The organism is Sulfitobacter undariae (genome assembly GCF_014196805.1).
Lineage (GTDB): Bacteria > Pseudomonadota > Alphaproteobacteria > Rhodobacterales > Rhodobacteraceae > Sulfitobacter > Sulfitobacter undariae.
Genome location: NZ_JACIEI010000008.1, coordinates 115,841 through 130,833, shown reverse-complemented (window position 1 = coordinate 130,833; position 14,993 = coordinate 115,841). Strand labels below are relative to the sequence as shown.

General features: G+C 54.4%; 14 protein-coding genes. 5 read left to right on the top strand and 9 right to left on the bottom strand.

All coding sequences use genetic code 11. The features are described 5' to 3' along the window. Window positions 1–129 precede the first annotated feature (129 nt). The 7 genes from GGR95_RS12385 to GGR95_RS12355 form a co-directional block, all read right to left on the bottom strand. Window positions 130–465: a hypothetical protein gene (locus GGR95_RS12385; RefSeq protein WP_184566276.1), complete on the bottom strand. Its 336-nt coding sequence runs from the start codon at window positions 463–465 to the stop codon at window positions 130–132. Between the two features lie 258 nt (window positions 466–723). After that, window positions 724–1,506, bottom strand: coding sequence for a DUF1684 domain-containing protein (locus GGR95_RS12380; protein ID WP_184566274.1), 783 nt, complete (start codon window positions 1,504–1,506; stop codon window positions 724–726). A 19-nt stretch (window positions 1,507–1,525) separates the two neighbouring features. Further along, complete coding sequence (locus tag GGR95_RS12375) at window positions 1,526–2,278, bottom strand: ABC transporter ATP-binding protein (protein WP_184566272.1); 753 nt, start codon at window positions 2,276–2,278, stop codon at window positions 1,526–1,528. Then, window positions 2,275–3,084 carry an ATP-binding cassette domain-containing protein gene (locus tag GGR95_RS12370; protein ID WP_184566270.1) on the bottom strand — a complete coding sequence of 270 codons (810 nt, stop codon included), beginning with the start codon at window positions 3,082–3,084 and terminating at the stop codon, window positions 2,275–2,277. The genes GGR95_RS12375 and GGR95_RS12370 overlap by 4 nt, the downstream gene beginning before the upstream one ends. Next, window positions 3,084–3,932 carry an ABC transporter permease gene (locus tag GGR95_RS12365; RefSeq protein WP_184566268.1) on the bottom strand — a complete coding sequence of 283 codons (849 nt, stop codon included), beginning with the start codon at window positions 3,930–3,932 and terminating at the stop codon, window positions 3,084–3,086. The genes GGR95_RS12370 and GGR95_RS12365 overlap by 1 nt, the downstream gene beginning before the upstream one ends. Continuing rightward, window positions 3,929–4,885 carry an ABC transporter permease gene (locus GGR95_RS12360; protein WP_184566266.1) on the bottom strand — a complete coding sequence of 319 codons (957 nt, stop codon included), beginning with the start codon at window positions 4,883–4,885 and terminating at the stop codon, window positions 3,929–3,931. The genes GGR95_RS12365 and GGR95_RS12360 overlap by 4 nt, the downstream gene beginning before the upstream one ends. A 68-nt stretch (window positions 4,886–4,953) precedes the next feature. Next, a complete protein-coding gene (locus GGR95_RS12355) occupies window positions 4,954–6,471 on the bottom strand; it encodes an ABC transporter substrate-binding protein (protein ID WP_184566264.1) in 1,518 nt (505 codons plus the stop codon). 250 nt (window positions 6,472–6,721) lie between these two features. Between GGR95_RS12355 and GGR95_RS12350 the strand changes: the two genes are divergently transcribed. Further along, on the top strand, window positions 6,722–7,309 hold the full coding sequence (locus tag GGR95_RS12350; RefSeq protein WP_184566262.1) for a HutD/Ves family protein: 588 nt from the start codon (window positions 6,722–6,724) through the stop codon (window positions 7,307–7,309). Here GGR95_RS12350 and GGR95_RS12345 read toward each other — a convergent pair. Continuing rightward, window positions 7,270–8,628, bottom strand: a complete 1,359-nt coding sequence (locus GGR95_RS12345) for a formimidoylglutamate deiminase (RefSeq protein WP_184566260.1) — start codon at window positions 8,626–8,628, stop codon at window positions 7,270–7,272. The genes GGR95_RS12350 and GGR95_RS12345 overlap by 40 nt on opposite strands. 81 nt (window positions 8,629–8,709) lie before the next feature. Between GGR95_RS12345 and hutI the strand changes: the two genes are divergently transcribed. The 4 genes from hutI to hutU are packed head-to-tail and all read left to right on the top strand — an operon-like array spanning window position 8,710 to window position 13,917. Further along, window positions 8,710–9,921 carry an imidazolonepropionase gene (gene hutI / locus GGR95_RS12340; protein ID WP_184566258.1) on the top strand — a complete coding sequence of 404 codons (1,212 nt, stop codon included), beginning with the start codon at window positions 8,710–8,712 and terminating at the stop codon, window positions 9,919–9,921. Continuing rightward, window positions 9,918–11,456 (top strand): histidine ammonia-lyase, encoded by a 1,539-nt coding sequence (gene hutH, locus GGR95_RS12335; protein WP_184566256.1) that lies wholly within the window; start codon window positions 9,918–9,920, stop codon window positions 11,454–11,456. Before hutI ends, hutH begins: the two co-directional genes overlap by 4 nt. After that, window positions 11,453–12,253, top strand: a complete 801-nt coding sequence (gene hutG, locus GGR95_RS12330; RefSeq protein WP_184566254.1) for an N-formylglutamate deformylase — start codon at window positions 11,453–11,455, stop codon at window positions 12,251–12,253. Before hutH ends, hutG begins: the two co-directional genes overlap by 4 nt. Further along, on the top strand, window positions 12,250–13,917 hold the full coding sequence (hutU, locus tag GGR95_RS12325) for a urocanate hydratase (RefSeq protein ID WP_184566252.1): 1,668 nt from the start codon (window positions 12,250–12,252) through the stop codon (window positions 13,915–13,917). Before hutG ends, hutU begins: the two co-directional genes overlap by 4 nt. 110 nt (window positions 13,918–14,027) lie before the next feature. Here the strand turns inward: hutU and GGR95_RS12320 are convergent, their stop codons facing one another. Beyond that, entirely contained in the window at window positions 14,028–14,963 is a 936-nt protein-coding gene (locus tag GGR95_RS12320; RefSeq protein ID WP_184566250.1) for a pirin family protein, read from the bottom strand. Between the last annotated feature and the right edge of the window lie 30 nt (window positions 14,964–14,993).

Sequence of the window (14,993 nt, the reverse complement as noted above, 5' to 3'; positions counted from 1 at the left end):
TGGCGAAATTCGTCCGTCCGTTTCAGTCCCATAGTTTATCTCCTTTGTTACAGTAAATGCTATCAAAGGAGCGGCATCAAACCGCGACAGGTCCAGTATGCTGCCTTTCGGTTTTCCGAACCTCTAAACCTAGATAAAGTCATAGCGTTTGTCCCACAGTACAGCATTGATCATGCGCTGGCCCCATTTGAAAGCCGCTGGGGTGAAGTCAGAGATGTAGTGAAATTTTCGGGTGAACCTTACAGCGTCAGAAAAAGTGCTGAATGTCATATAATTGTGGGCGATGAGCGAAAGGACAGAGAACACGCTAGACTTATCCAAGAGGGCAACCCACTTGCGAATATAACCGTTCACAGGATCGGTTGCGGTCGCCACTTGATCTTGAAAGACCTGCAAACCCGACTCATTCTGAGGGACGTTATCAGGGCGCTGCCTGCTTTGAATATAGATGCTATCCGCGCCCATGAGAAGTATGAGGGACAGGTGTAGCCCTGAACGTAAAAAGCCGCGCCCTCAATCAAGAGAGCGCGCCTAAATGTGTCAGGTTACGATCATTCTCGGCGCTGCAATAGGGTCTTTACGTCCCGTTGCGTCAGAATTTCGCGACACAACCCATTGATAAATCGTCGTTCTATAATAGAGGTCTAACTTCAAGGTGGCGTACACGAACTACATTATGAATGATGCGTAATGCATATTATGTTAAATTTGCAGAATACTCTCTTATATGCGTCTTTCACCTGCTTCGATCCGAGAAAGGAACAGGTTTTCGCGCGGAGGAAGCGGACAGACAGCGTGTTTAGTAAAGGCACATGGCGGATTGACTGCCCGATTAAAGTCCAGCACCACACTATCCGCGGTCACGTCTTCTCCAAAAACAAAGCGCATGTCAGCGTAGGTGTCATCCAGAGACGTCAGATCACGGAACACAAACTGCGGCCTGTCCGCTGTGCCATATGTCGCTAGCATCGTCATTTGTTGCCCAGCATATTCAAACTTTGCCACATGGGTTACGGGCACTTTGTTGGGCATTCCAATGACAGTGTCCAACGTAATGCTCATCGGTTCGGAGAGAGTCTCCAATCGGGCGGTGATGCGAAGCGACGGGTCCAGCGGGAAAAACTCAATCGGTTTCATTTGTGCGGCGGCATCGGATTGCGTATCGCGGATGCGCAGCGCACGAAGATCATTAAGCGAGGTGATTTCCAGCAAAAACCGATCCGCACGCCACGACATCTTGCCTGCTGCCTTGTCGAGTTCCACTTGCGCGCCATCTACAGGAACAAAGTGACCAGTATCATCTGCGTTGAACGTCAATTCCCCCAACACATCTGGCCCGACAGGCAGGCAGATATCACATGCGGCGTTCTTGCCGATAGACAGCACCCCCGGTGTTACCCACCAGCGCCCAAGCAGATTGAGCCAGCCATCTTCGGCGGTCAATTTCGCCATACGCATGTCACGCCACGCAGTATGCGCTTCTTGAAATTCTGTTGAAACGGTCATCTCTTGTCCTGTTCTTTTGTCATGTTTCGATTGGCATACGCGGGATACTCGCAAGCAAGCTTTGGGTATAAGCATGTTGTGGCGTGCGCAAGATTTCGGCCGTTGCACCAGCCTCAACAATATGGCCTCGGTCCAGCACCACGATTTGATCACAAAGCGCGGCGACGACGCCCATGTCATGAGACACAAAAACCATTGTCATATTCTCGGAGATTTCTTGAAATAAATCCACGACACGCACACGTGTAGACAAATCCAATGCGCTCACCGCCTCATCCGCCAGCACAAGCTCTGGGCGTGCGATGATCGCACGGGCGATGGCAATCCGTTGACGTTGGCCACCTGAAAACTGATGCGGGTAACGCGTCAGCGTATCTGCGTCCAAGCCTACCGAGGCGATGGCCTCACGCGCCATTTCTAAGTGGTTTCCGCCGATTTTCAGCGAGCGTAACGGCTCTGTCACGATGCGTTGAATGCGATGTGCAGGATTAAGCGAGGAATACGGGTCTTGAAAAACCGCCTGCACACGTTTGCGGTATTCTCGCAAATAACGCCTGTTTTTCGCCTCCAGCGGTTGCCCGTCAAATAGAATGCGCCCTGTCTGGGGCGCATCCAACCCCAGCAGCAATCGCAAAAGCGTCGACTTTCCTGACCCGCTTTCGCCGACCAGCCCCACATTGGAGCCGCGCGGCACGCTAAACGAGATGTCCTTTAGCACGCGGCGGCCTGCCCCATAAGAAAAGCCAACATTTTCGACGGAAAGTAACGTCATGCCCCACCCTCCAAAGCAGCGTCAAAGCGCCGTGCGGCAGCGACAAGGTTGCGTGTGTAATCATCGTGGGGTTTGGTTAACACTTGCTGTGCTGTGCCGATCTCAACGGGGCGTCCATTACGCATCACCATCACGCGTTCGGCAACCTGCCCTACAACAGCTAGATCGTGACTGATGAAAAGCAGTGAAATTCCCAAATCTGCGACCAGCGCATTAATTAGCTGCACAATCTCTGCTTGAGTGGTCACATCCAATGCCGTGGTCGGTTCGTCGGCAATCAACAAACGCGGCTGACAGGCCAGCGCCATAGCAATGGCAACCCGCTGACGTTGGCCACCTGAAACTTCGTGTGGATAGGCATCAAACAACCGCTGGGGATCAGGCAAGCGTACTTGTTCCATTAAAACACGCACTTCGCGTTTAACCGCCGCACGGCTGCTGTCGATGCCTTCACGTTTCAGGCGTCGCCGTACAGGCCCCGCAATTTGCCGCCCAAGCGGCATCAACGGGTCAAGTGCCGTAAGCGGTTCTTGGAAAACGCAAGCAACCGCATCACCCCGCAGGCTGCTCAAACGGCGTTCCGACGCACCAACGATCTGTTCCCCGCCCAGTGTGATGCTTCCGGTTGGTCGTATCGATGCAGGGAGCAGGCCCAAGATCGCAAAAGACGTCAGGGATTTCCCCGATCCACTCTCGCCGATCAGGCCAAAGCGTTCGCCTTGTCCGATAGAAAAAGACAAATCCTCAACCAACAGCTTATCCGCTGTTTTAAGGGACAATCCACTGACTGTTAGCAAGTCCGCCATCACATATCCCTCCGGCTAGGATCAAAGCGGTCTCGCAATCCGTCAGCAAGCAAATTGATCCCGATTACCAAAGCAAACAATGCCAGTCCCGGCAAAATCGCCCCCCAAGGCGCCGTATAGACCGTGCCCTGTGCTTCGTGCAGCATGTGCCCCCAAGAGGCGTTTGGCGGCGGTGCTCCCAGACCCAGATAGGACAGGGATGCCTCTGCCATCACGGCCAGACCAAATTGAAGTGCGAGGTTTACAGCAAGGAATGGCACAATGTTCGGCAAAATATGCCAAAAGACGATAGCCCCCCATGAGGTGCCAGAAACACGTGCTGCGATGATATAGTCCTGCCCCAACACTTGCTTTGTCAGGATACGTGTAATGCGTGCAATAATGGGCGACACGCCAATTCCAAGGGCCAGAATAGCCGTTCCAAGCGAGGATTCCTCGCGGGCTGCGACGACAAGCATGGCAACAAGCAAGGTTGGAAAGGCGATCAGAATGTCCATGAATGCGGCAAGGGCGTCATCCAGAAACCGCGTTGCAAAAGCTGCCAAAAGGCCCGTGGTCACGCCAATAGCGGCCCCGATACCAACTGCTCCACATCCGACGATAAGCGCAATCCGCGCACCGATCATCAACTGGGTGAACATATCGCGGCCAAGGCGGTCTGTCCCCGCCCAGTGGCTGGCATTCGGCGCCTCAAGCCGCCCTCCGGCCATGTCCGAAAGCGCGTAAGGTGTCCAGAAAAGCGACAAAATACCAGCAAGGCTGATGCCGCCAACAAGAACAAGGCCCAGCCAAAAGGTGATATTGATCCGCTTGCTGCGGCGCGGAAATGCGGTGCTAGCTGTGCTCATTGTTTGCCCCCCTGCCGCAGACGTGGATCTAGCACCCGTTGCAAAAGATCAGCAAGAAACCCTGTCATCAACACCAATAGCGTTGAGACAATCAAAACGCCCTGAATACTTGGGTAATCGCGTTGTTGAATCCCCAGCAGCAACATCGAGCCCATCCCCGGAAGTGAAAAAACCTGTTCAACCACAACTGCACCAAGGAAAGCTGTCGACAGCTCGATCCCGAGAACCGAAATGACGGGCACAGCGCCATTGCGAATGCCGTGGCGCATCAAGGCTCCTGTGTGGCTTTCCCCCAAGGCACGCGCCGTGCGTAGAAAGTCCGAGCCCAAGACCTCTAGCGTGGCGGCCCGAACATAGCGCATCAATGAAGCGGACATAACAATGGAAATGGTGAGAACCGGCAAGATCATAGACTGGACCGCGCGCGCAGGGTCCGCGTATCCGCGCAGTGGAAATCCCCCTGAAGGCAACCAGCGCAAGTTTAGAGAAAATTCATAGACCAGTAAAATACCCAACCAAAAGACAGGCACAGCAATCCCGACCTGCGACACGACAGACAGCAGCAGACCGTACCAACGATCGGACTTGACCGCTGCAAGTATCCCAAAGGGGACTGCGATCAAAAGCGCCAACACGAAGGAAGCCAAAGTAAGGGGCAAGGTGACACTCAAGCGGCGCGAAATCTCGTCCAACACGGACGCGCGCGACACAAAGGAATTGCCCAGATCAAGCTGCACTATATCGCGCAGATATTTAACGAACTGTGCCGCCAATGGTTGGTCAGAACCCAGTTGCGCCTGTGCTGCGGCAATTTGCTCGGGCGTGGCCCCTACCCCGACCAATGCATTTGCAGGATCACCCGGCAACAGCCGCAACAATACGAACAGTACAATGGCCGCAAGGAAAAGAGACAGCAGCAAGATCACAAGCCGCCGGATCATGTATGCCAGCATAGTTTATTCTAATTCCTCGAAATAGGAGGAGCCACCCCCCACAGGCGCGGCCCCCTCAGAATGCGACCTCAGTCGGCTTTTTTGATATTGGACACGAAGAACTGCGCATTCAGGCCGTTCAGCGGATAGTCCGACACGTTCGAGGTAGACACAACAATCTGTGGGTAGAGATACAACCACATGCTTGCGGCATCCTCAGCGATAATCTTGTTCGCTTTGGTCAGCATCTCAGTTTGTGCGTCGATGCTGCTTACACCTTCGGAGTCAGCAATCAACTTAACCACTTCTGGGTTGTCATAGCCCCAGTAGAAATTTGGATTGCCGTAAAATACGATATCGCGGTGGTTTACGTGCTCTTGCAAAGTTGCTTCAAAATCCTGCGCCTTATAGACCTTAGTATACCATTCATTGGCTGTGATGATGTTGATCTTTACCTCTACGCCTACCTTGGCCAGTTCGTTTTGCAGGAACTGGGCGACAACAGGGTGCGGGTCATAATCAGGTGTATCCAGCGTAAAGGAAAAGCCATCAGGATATCCTGCTTCGGCCAGCATTTCCTTGGCGCTGTCGGGATCATAGGCATTCACATCCGTCAGATCGACAAACCAAGGGTCCGTTGGCGGTACAAACGACCCGATCAAAGTGCCATAATCGCCCCAAATCGCCGATAGCAGCTTTTTGTTATCGACAGCACGCGCCAGCGCCGAACGCACCTTAACGCTATCAAAAGGCGCGATGCGGTCATTATATGCCAGCAATTCCTTTGTAGTAGAGGCCCCTTCAGAAACTGTGAAATCTGGATTGTCCGCAAACAACGACAAAGCATCAGGGCTTTGAACGGATGTGATGATATCAACGGCACCCGTCAACAATGCGTTGTTCTGTGCCGTTGCATCGGTGAAGTATTGGAACATCACACCGCCATTGCTGGGCGCGTCCCCCCAATACCCTTCAAAAGGCACCATGGCCAAAGCCGAACCGCGACGCCATTCTTGCAAAGTATAAGGCCCTGTGCCGTCCGCACGGGCCGAGATATCACCCGCGTCATCGTTCACAATCCACACATAAGACAGGTTGTAGGGCAATGAAATTGAGGGTGTGTTCAACCTGATGACAACGGTTTTATCGTCAGGTGTCTCAACACTTTCAATAACCGCAAGCGTGCGTTTGCGTGAACTGGCGGAGTTTTCGGCTGTAACCCGCTCGATAGAGCTTTTCACATCTGCTGCGGTCAGCGGATCACCCGAATGAAAGGAAACGCCTTCTTTCAATGTAAAGGTATAGGTTAACCTATCTTCACTGATATCGTAGCCGTCAATCAATTTAGGCTCAACGTCACCGGAGTCCGTCAGTACAAAAAGGCCTTCGTAAACGTTGCCATTAAATGCTTCGTTGATGCCTTGTCCTGCTCCGGCAGTATTGTCGAGGTTTTGCGGTTCATAGAGCGAGCCGATGTTAATAACAGCTGTCGGATTAAAACCTTCGGCCATAGCCGTGGAGGCAAATGCCGATACAAAAGTCAGCGCCGCAACAGTAGAGTGCAGGCGCAATGAACGGCGGGGGAAAACATCAGTTTTAGAAAGCATGGGTGTACCTTTTGACCTATGTGAATTGATCCCGCCTTTACTAAAGAGGCGCATCTTGCAACATACCAGACCACAAAGATCACGTGAAAACAATGCGAAACGCATATCGGGTCAGGCGGATTCGGCGACCAAAGTAGAAAGAAGTAGATGGCGTGAGAGTAGAGACTACGCCTTGTAGCCCTTCGCTTTCTAATGCATCAATTAGAAGAATATAAAGTACACTCGGCCTTAATCTGGAAATAGACCGACGATGCAAATTCTTAAGCACAACGACCTTATTGAAGTCCCGTGGAAAAACGGGGGTGGCACAACACGTAACATTGCCAGAGGTCTACGGGTGGGTCAGGTGGCTTGGACAATCAGCCGTGCAGATGTTCGCCAAGACGGTCCATTCTCGGATTTCCACGGAATGACCCGCATCCTAACCGTGGTTTCTGGTGGTGAGATGACCTTGCAAGCCCCGACTGGCAGTTTAGCTGCGAATATGTGGGAACCTGTGTGTTTTGACGGGGCACTGAAAATCCAATCCCGCCTGAAGGGGGCGGAATTGACCGATTTAAACCTGATGTTCGATCCGCAGTATTGTCGCGGCGATGTGACGGTCCACCAAACACCGCAAAAGCGGCAGATCAGCTTGCCCAGTTCAGGCTTGCTTGCGTTTCATGTGTTGGCGGGATCGCCTGTGCTGGATTCAGTAAGCCTGACCACAGGTGACACGGCATTTTTCAAGCAAGCCGGTCCAGATTTGGAGCTTAAACCTGACGACGCAATTTTGGAAATTCGCCTAACCCTTCTAGATCAGAGCGAAGCCATCAAGCTACGCATTGCCGATCGGTAATGCGCTGAAATTTCCTCATGTTTGGTATGGCACCCTGACTGGACCATGTGACGCCCTGCTGACCAAACATCCGTCACAACATTATCTTTAGACGCAAAGACAAGCCCATCCAAAAGCTGATCTTGGCGCAAAGCGCATAGGCTAGGCGCTCCACTGTCGATTGCCACCAGATCGGCCCATTCCCCGGTCGAAATCTCACCCCGCCCACGCCCAAGAGCTTGCGCGCCGCCTTTGGCAGCCCCAGTATACAGCGCATCACCGACAGATCCCTCGCCAACAACCATCACATTTCTCGCAACGTCTCGCAGACGTTGCGAATATTCCAGCGTGCGCAGTTCTTCCGTCAGTGAAATCAGCACGTTTGAATCAGAGCCGACGCCAAAAGCGCCACCAGCCTCCAGATAGGCCGGACCGTTAAAAGGCCCATCACCTAGATTTGCTTCCGTAATTGGACATAGGCCTGCAACTGCACCCGATTTAGCCATACGTACCATTTCATCAGCAGTCATATGAGTGGCGTGGATCAAACACCAATCAGGCGTGACATCGACATTGGAAAGCAACCAGTCAACAGGCCGCGCGCCCAGCCACGACTCTATATCAGCGACTTCTTTGGGTTGTTCCGCAATATGGATATGAACCGGCCCTGAATCATGAGCTTTCAGTACCCCCCGAAGATCGTCGGGCGCAGTGGCGCGCAAAGAATGCGGCGCAATCCCGACACGGCAATCCTTGGGCAGTTCAGCAAGCACGGCCTTAGCGCGCGCGACCAAGTCATTAAACCGATCAACCTTGTTGCCAAACCGCGCCTGTCCCGCTTCAAGCGGCACCTGCCCCGCGCCCCCATATGTATAAAGGACAGGCAGGTGGGTCAGTCCAATTCCCGTGCATGACGCAGCAACGGCAACACGGGCAGATAGTTCAGCCAGATCATCATAAGGTGTGCCACAGGGTTGATGATGCAAGTAATGGAACTCACCCACACTGGCATAGCCCGCCTCTTGCATTTCCATAAATACAAACGCCGCAATAGCCTCGACATGTTCCGGGGTAAGACTGGCCGTAAAACGGTACATCAGGTCACGCCACGTCCAAAAGCTGTCCTTACCGGCCATGCGGTATTCGGTCATGCCAGCCATCGCCCGTTGAAAGCTATGGCTGTGCAAATTCGCAAGCGATGGCAGTAGGCTGTCCACACAGGTATCACCGCTCAACGGCTTTGCATCAGGCTCCACGCTTTCGATCCTGCCGTTCACAATTGTCAAACGAACGTTGACCGCCCATCCCGTTGCAAGTTTGGCTTGCTTGGCAAAAATCATTTGGCACCTCTCATCTTTATGTCTATACATAAAGCACATCCATACATACCATAAAAGCAGAATCTTGATCTTGGGACCCGCATGACCATCACAGATAAAATCTTCGTTGATTTGAACGCTGCAACCATGGGCGGCTCCAATCTTCCCTATGGGATGGTTGAAGACGCGGCCATTGTGGTGCGCGACGGTGTCATTGATTGGGTCGGTCCGCGGATTGACTTACCTGACACGTATAAGGCCCTTACCACTAACAGCCTCGGCGGGCGCATCGTTACCCCCGGGCTGATTGATTGCCACACCCACATCGTTCACGGCGGTGACCGTGCAGTGGAGTTTGAAATGCGCCTGAATGGGGCCAGCTACGAAGAGGTCGCACGGGCTGGCGGCGGAATTGTTTCTACTGTCAAAGCCACCCGCTCCGCCACCGAGGCCGAATTGCTGGCAGTCGCCCTACCCCGCATAGACGCGCTGATCGCGGAGGGTGTGACAAGCATTGAGATCAAATCAGGTTATGGGCTTGATACACAGACCGAACTGCGGATGCTGCGCGTCGCCCGATCCATTGGCGCGCGTCGCCCCATTCGGGTGAAAACCACCTTCCTTGGTGCCCATGCAACACCCGCCGAATACGCAGGCAAGGATGACACATATATCAACGATGTGTGCATCCCGGCCCTACGCGCCGCCCATGCCGAAGGCTTGGTTGATGCTGTAGATGGATTTTGCGAAGGCATCGCCTTTCAGCCAGAACAAATTGCCCGTGTTTTTGACGTGGCGCAGGAATTGGGCCTACCTGTCAAACTGCACGCCGAGCAACTGTCAAATATTGGTGGTGCAAAATTGGCCGCGCAATATGGCGCGCTTTCTGCTGATCACATCGAATATCTGGATGAAGAGGGCGTGATCGCGATGGCACAGGCTGGCACAGTTGCCGTCATCCTGCCCGGCGCGTTTTACACCCTGCGCGAAACTCAAGCACCGCCAATCGATCTGCTGCGCAAACACGGCGTGCCTATGGCGCTGGCGACTGACATCAATCCAGGCTCGTCGCCTCTCAATTCACTGCTTCTGACGCTCAACATGGGCTGTACTTTGTTCCGCATGACCCCCGAAGAGGCGCTGCGCGGGGCCACACAACATGCCGCGCACGCGCTAGGCGTGACGGATGCAGGCAGTATCGCAAAAGGTATGTACGCCGATCTTGCGGTCTGGGACATCAAACACCCTGCCGAACTGGCCTACCGCATCGGCTTTAACCCACTTTATATGCGTATTTTCGGAGGTACATCGTGACCACACTGACTCTCACCCCCGGCGTTGTCACGCTGGACGATCTCGCCGATATTTACTGGAACGAAGCAGCCGTGCGTCTTGACCCCGCCTGCCACCCTGCGATTGAGCTGGCCCAGTCACGCATTGCCAAAGCTGCGGCAGGAAGCGATGCTGTTTATGGCGTCAACACAGGTTTTGGCAAACTGGCCTCTGTAAAAATTGAAACCAAAGACACCGCAACTCTACAACGTAATCTGATCTTGTCCCATTGCTGTGGGGTTGGTCCCGCCATCCCGCGCCGCCATGCGCGCCTACTGATGGCTCTCAAGTTACTGAGCCTCGGACGAGGGGCATCTGGTGTGCGGTTAGAAATTGTGCAGCTCATTGAAGCGATGCTCGCCAAAGGCGTAACACCAGTGATCCCTGCGCAAGGTTCGGTGGGCGCATCTGGTGATCTGGCCCCGCTTGCCCATATGGCGGCTGTTATGATGGGCCATGGCGAAGCTGAGTTTTGCGGCCAGATCATGTCGGGCGACAAAGCGATGCAAGCTGCTGGCCTAACGGCTATCGAACTGGGGCCAAAGGAAGGTTTGGCGCTGATCAATGGTACGCAGTTCTCAACCGCTTTCGCTCTGGCGGGTCTGTTCGGTGCATGGCGTGCGGCACATTCCGCACTGATCACCTCAGCCCTATCCACCGACGCTATCATGGGGTCCACTGCCCCACTACAGCCTGAAATCCACGCCCTGCGTGGCCATAGGGGCCAGATCGAAGCAGGCGCGACCATGCGCGCGCTTTTGGCCGGTTCTGAAATTCGCGACAGTCATATGGTTGATGATGCGCGGGTGCAGGACCCCTATTGCATCCGCTGCCAACCGCAGGTGACGGGGGCGGCGATGGATGTGCTCCGCATGGCGGCAACCACCCTCGAAATTGAGGCGAATGCCGCCACGGATAACCCGCTGGTCCTGATCGACGCGGATTTAATCGTGTCTGGCGGCAATTTTCATGCCGAACCAGTGGGTTTTGCCGCCGATATGATTGCATTGGCCATTGCTGAAATTGGTGCAATCGCACAGCGCCGTATCGCTTTGATCGTTGATCCGGTGCTGAGCTTTAACCTGCCTCCCTTCCTGACGCCAAACCCTGGTTTGAACAGCGGCTACATGATTGCCGAAGTCACAACCGCAGCTTTGATGAGCGAAAATAAACATTTGGCGAACCCCTGTGTGACGGACAGCACACCGACCTCTGCCAACCAAGAAGACCACGTGAGTATGGCGGCCCATGGCGCACGACGGCTTGGTCCCATGATCGAAAATCTGGAACGTATTTTGGGTGTCGAGTTGCTCTGTGCAGCGCAAGGGATCGATTTTCGCGCCCCACTTGCCACAAGTGACGCCTTACAACGGGTGGTCACGCGGGTGCGCCAAGAGGTGGAAACTATGGGCGATGATCGTTATCTCGCCCCTGATCTGGAACGGGCAGCGATGATGATTGCCAACGGTGATATCATCATCGCTGCGGGCATCGACATGCCGCAGGTGTCCGCGTGACTCCTGTTGAAATCAACCGTGGTGACAGCCCAATTGTTCTGGGACTTCCCCATACAGGGACATTTGTTCCTGATGATATTATGGCGGACTTGAACCCGCGTGGTCGTGGATTAGACGATACTGATTGGCACATCCACAATCTGTATGAGTGCGTTTTGGCGGGTGCAACAACAGTACGCGCCACCTTCCATCGCTATGTTGTGGATGCCAACCGCGATCCAACTGGCGTGTCGCTATACCCGGGTCAAAACACAACAGGATTGGTCCCGCTAACTGATTTCGACGGACATGACATCTGGATCAATCCCCCCGACGAAGCGGCCATCGAGGCCCGACGCAAAACCTATCATGCGCCTTATCACGCGGCCCTAGAGGCCGAGCTACAGCGGGTACATAACATCCACGGCATAGCGATCCTATACGACTGCCACTCTATCCGCTCGGGTATTCCGTTCTTGTTTGAGGGCACCCTATCCGATTTCAACATCGGCACCAACATGGGCACCACCTGTGCACCGCAAATCGAAGCGGTTACGCAAGAAGTCTGTGCTGCGGCTGCGGGCTATACTTCCGTAACCAATGGCCGTTTCAAAGGGGGCTGGACCACACGCCAGTATGGCCGCCCTACTGAGGGGCTGCACGCGATCCAAATGGAATTGGCGCAAAGCACCTATCTGAGCTCAGAGGTCGCCCCTTGGACCTATGACGCGGCCAAAGCCAAGCGCCTGCGCAGCCATCTCACCAGCATCTTAGAAAAACTGGCCGCATTGGCCCCCTCCTTGAAAGGCACATCATGAGCGATCCGCGCAAGAACACCCGTGACGTTTTCCCCGCAACGGGCACTGAGCTAACGGCCAAAAGCTGGCTCACCGAAGCTCCTCTGCGGATGCTGATGAATAACCTGCATCCAGATGTGGCCGAGAACCCCCATGAGTTGGTTGTTTACGGCGGCATCGGCCGCGCTGCACGTACATGGAAGGATTACGACATGATTGTCGCTTCCTTGCGCGCGTTGGAAGATGACCAGACGTTGCTGGTGCAATCGGGTAAACCTGTTGGCGTGTTTCAAACCCACAAAGACGCACCTCGCGTATTGATCGCAAACTCCAACCTTGTACCGCATTGGGCCAATTGGGATCACTTTAACGAACTCGATAAAAAGGGTCTGGCGATGTACGGTCAGATGACCGCTGGGTCGTGGATCTACATTGGCAGCCAAGGCATCGTTCAGGGCACCTATGAGACTTTTGTCGAAGCAGGCCGCCAGCATTATGACGGCTCCCTCAAGGGTAAATGGATTTTGACAGGCGGCCTTGGCGGAATGGGGGGCGCGCAGCCATTGGCGGCGGTCATGGCCGGTGCTTGTTGTCTGGCGGTTGAATGTAACCCAGATAGCATCGATTTTCGCCTACGCACCAAATACGTGGACGAAAAAGCCGAAACCCTAGACGAAGCCCTAGAGATGATCGAGCGTTGGACCGCCGCAGGTGAGGCCAAGTCCGTTGGTCTTTTGGGCAACGCGGCAGACATCTTCCCTGAATTGGTCAAGCGCGGCATTCGCCCGGACATCGTGACCGATCAGACCTCTGCCCATGACCCCGTCAATGGCTACCTGCCCCAAGGTTGGACCATGGCACAATGGAAAGAGAAGCGTGAAAGCGCTCCCAAAGAGGTCGAAAAATCCGCCCGAGCCAGCATGAAGGTACAGGTAAAGGCGATGGTCGATTTCCATGCTGCTGGTGTACCTACCGTTGATTATGGCAATAACATCCGTCAAATGGCGCTGGAAGAAGGACTGGAAAATGCCTTTGATTTCCCCGGCTTTGTGCCCGCCTATATCCGTCCGCTGTTCTGCCGCGGTGTTGGGCCGTTCCGCTGGGCTGCCTTGTCCGGCGATCCCGAGGATATCTACAAAACAGATGCCAAGGTGAAAGAAATCCTGTCCGAGGATAAACATCTTCACAACTGGCTGGACATGGCGCGCGAACGGATTGCCTTCCAAGGCCTGCCTGCGCGTATCTGCTGGGTGGGCCTGGGGGTCCGTCACAAACTGGGCCTCGCGTTTAACGAAATGGTCCGCAATGGCGAGCTAAAAGCCCCGATTGTGATTGGCCGTGATCATCTGGATTCAGGTTCCGTTGCCTCGCCCAACCGTGAGACAGAAAGCATGAAAGACGGCTCTGATGCTGTGTCGGATTGGCCATTGCTAAATGCGCTGCTCAACACCGCATCCGGTGCAACTTGGGTTTCGCTGCACCATGGAGGTGGGGTTGGCATGGGGTTTTCTCAGCATTCGGGTATGGTGATTTGTGCGGACGGTACAGAGGACGCAGATCGCCGTATTGCGCGTGTTTTGTGGAATGATCCGGCAACCGGCGTTATGCGCCATGCCGATGCAGGATATGAAGAGGCGCTTGAATGCGCCCGTGAAAATAACCTGAACCTGCCCAGTATCCTTTGAGCCAACGAGGGGTCGCTTGTCAGCGGCCCCTCCCCCATCACTACCTAATCGTCAGGCGATACCCCGGAGTGTTGGATAAACACACTCCGAAGGCTTTTCTGATTTACCTTTTAGTCCGGTAGCGGAATGAACTCCTCGCGATCATCAACCGGCAGGTCAAAGCGTCCCTTACCCCAAAGGCCTGCGCGCCATTCTTCTTTGGCCGCCTCAATCCTGTCTTTGCTTGATGCAACAAAATTCCACCAGACATGACGTGGTCCGTTAAGCGTTGCGCCGCCAAGCGCCATCATGCGCGCACCTTGCGGGCCCGCAGCAACGGTAATCTTATCGCCGGGGCGAAACACCATCATCCGACCCGCTTCAAACTCTTGCCCTGCAATTGTGACTGAACCTTGCGTGATATAGAGACCACGGTCTTCGTGATCGTCCGGCAATGGCATCCGCGCACCGGGTTCCAGCATAACATCAAGATAGAAGGTTTCCGAGAACAGGGTTGCGGGGGCGGTTTCACCATAAGCCGTGCCAAGGATCAACTTGGCTTTGATGCCTTCTGCTTCGATCTCGGGCAAAGCCTCTTTACCGTGGTGTTCGAAGATGGGGTCCATATCTTCGCGGTCTTCCGGCAAGGCGAGCCACGTCTGTATACCAAACAGTGAGCTCGGCCCGCGGCGGCCTTCTTCTGATGTGCGCTCCGAATGCGTCACACCTTTGCCCGCCACCATCCAGTTCAGCGCGCCGGGGCGGATGATTTGGTCGGTGCCGATGCTGTCGCGATGGTGAAAATCGCCTCGGTAAAGATAGGTCACGGTGCCAAGCCCGATATGGGGATGCGGGCGCACGTCGATGCCCTGCCCCGTCAGGAACTCCGCAGGCCCCGCCTGATCGAAGAAAATGAAAGGTCCAACCATTTGCCGTTTGGGTGCAGGCAACGCACGTTTGACCTCGAATCCGCCAAGATCGCGTGCACGTGGAATGATCAGTGTTTCGATTGAATCTACACCGATCTCATCGGGGCAGCCGGGTTCCAGCGTGGGGTTCCAACTCATGACAATCTCCTTTGAAGTTACATTCATAGT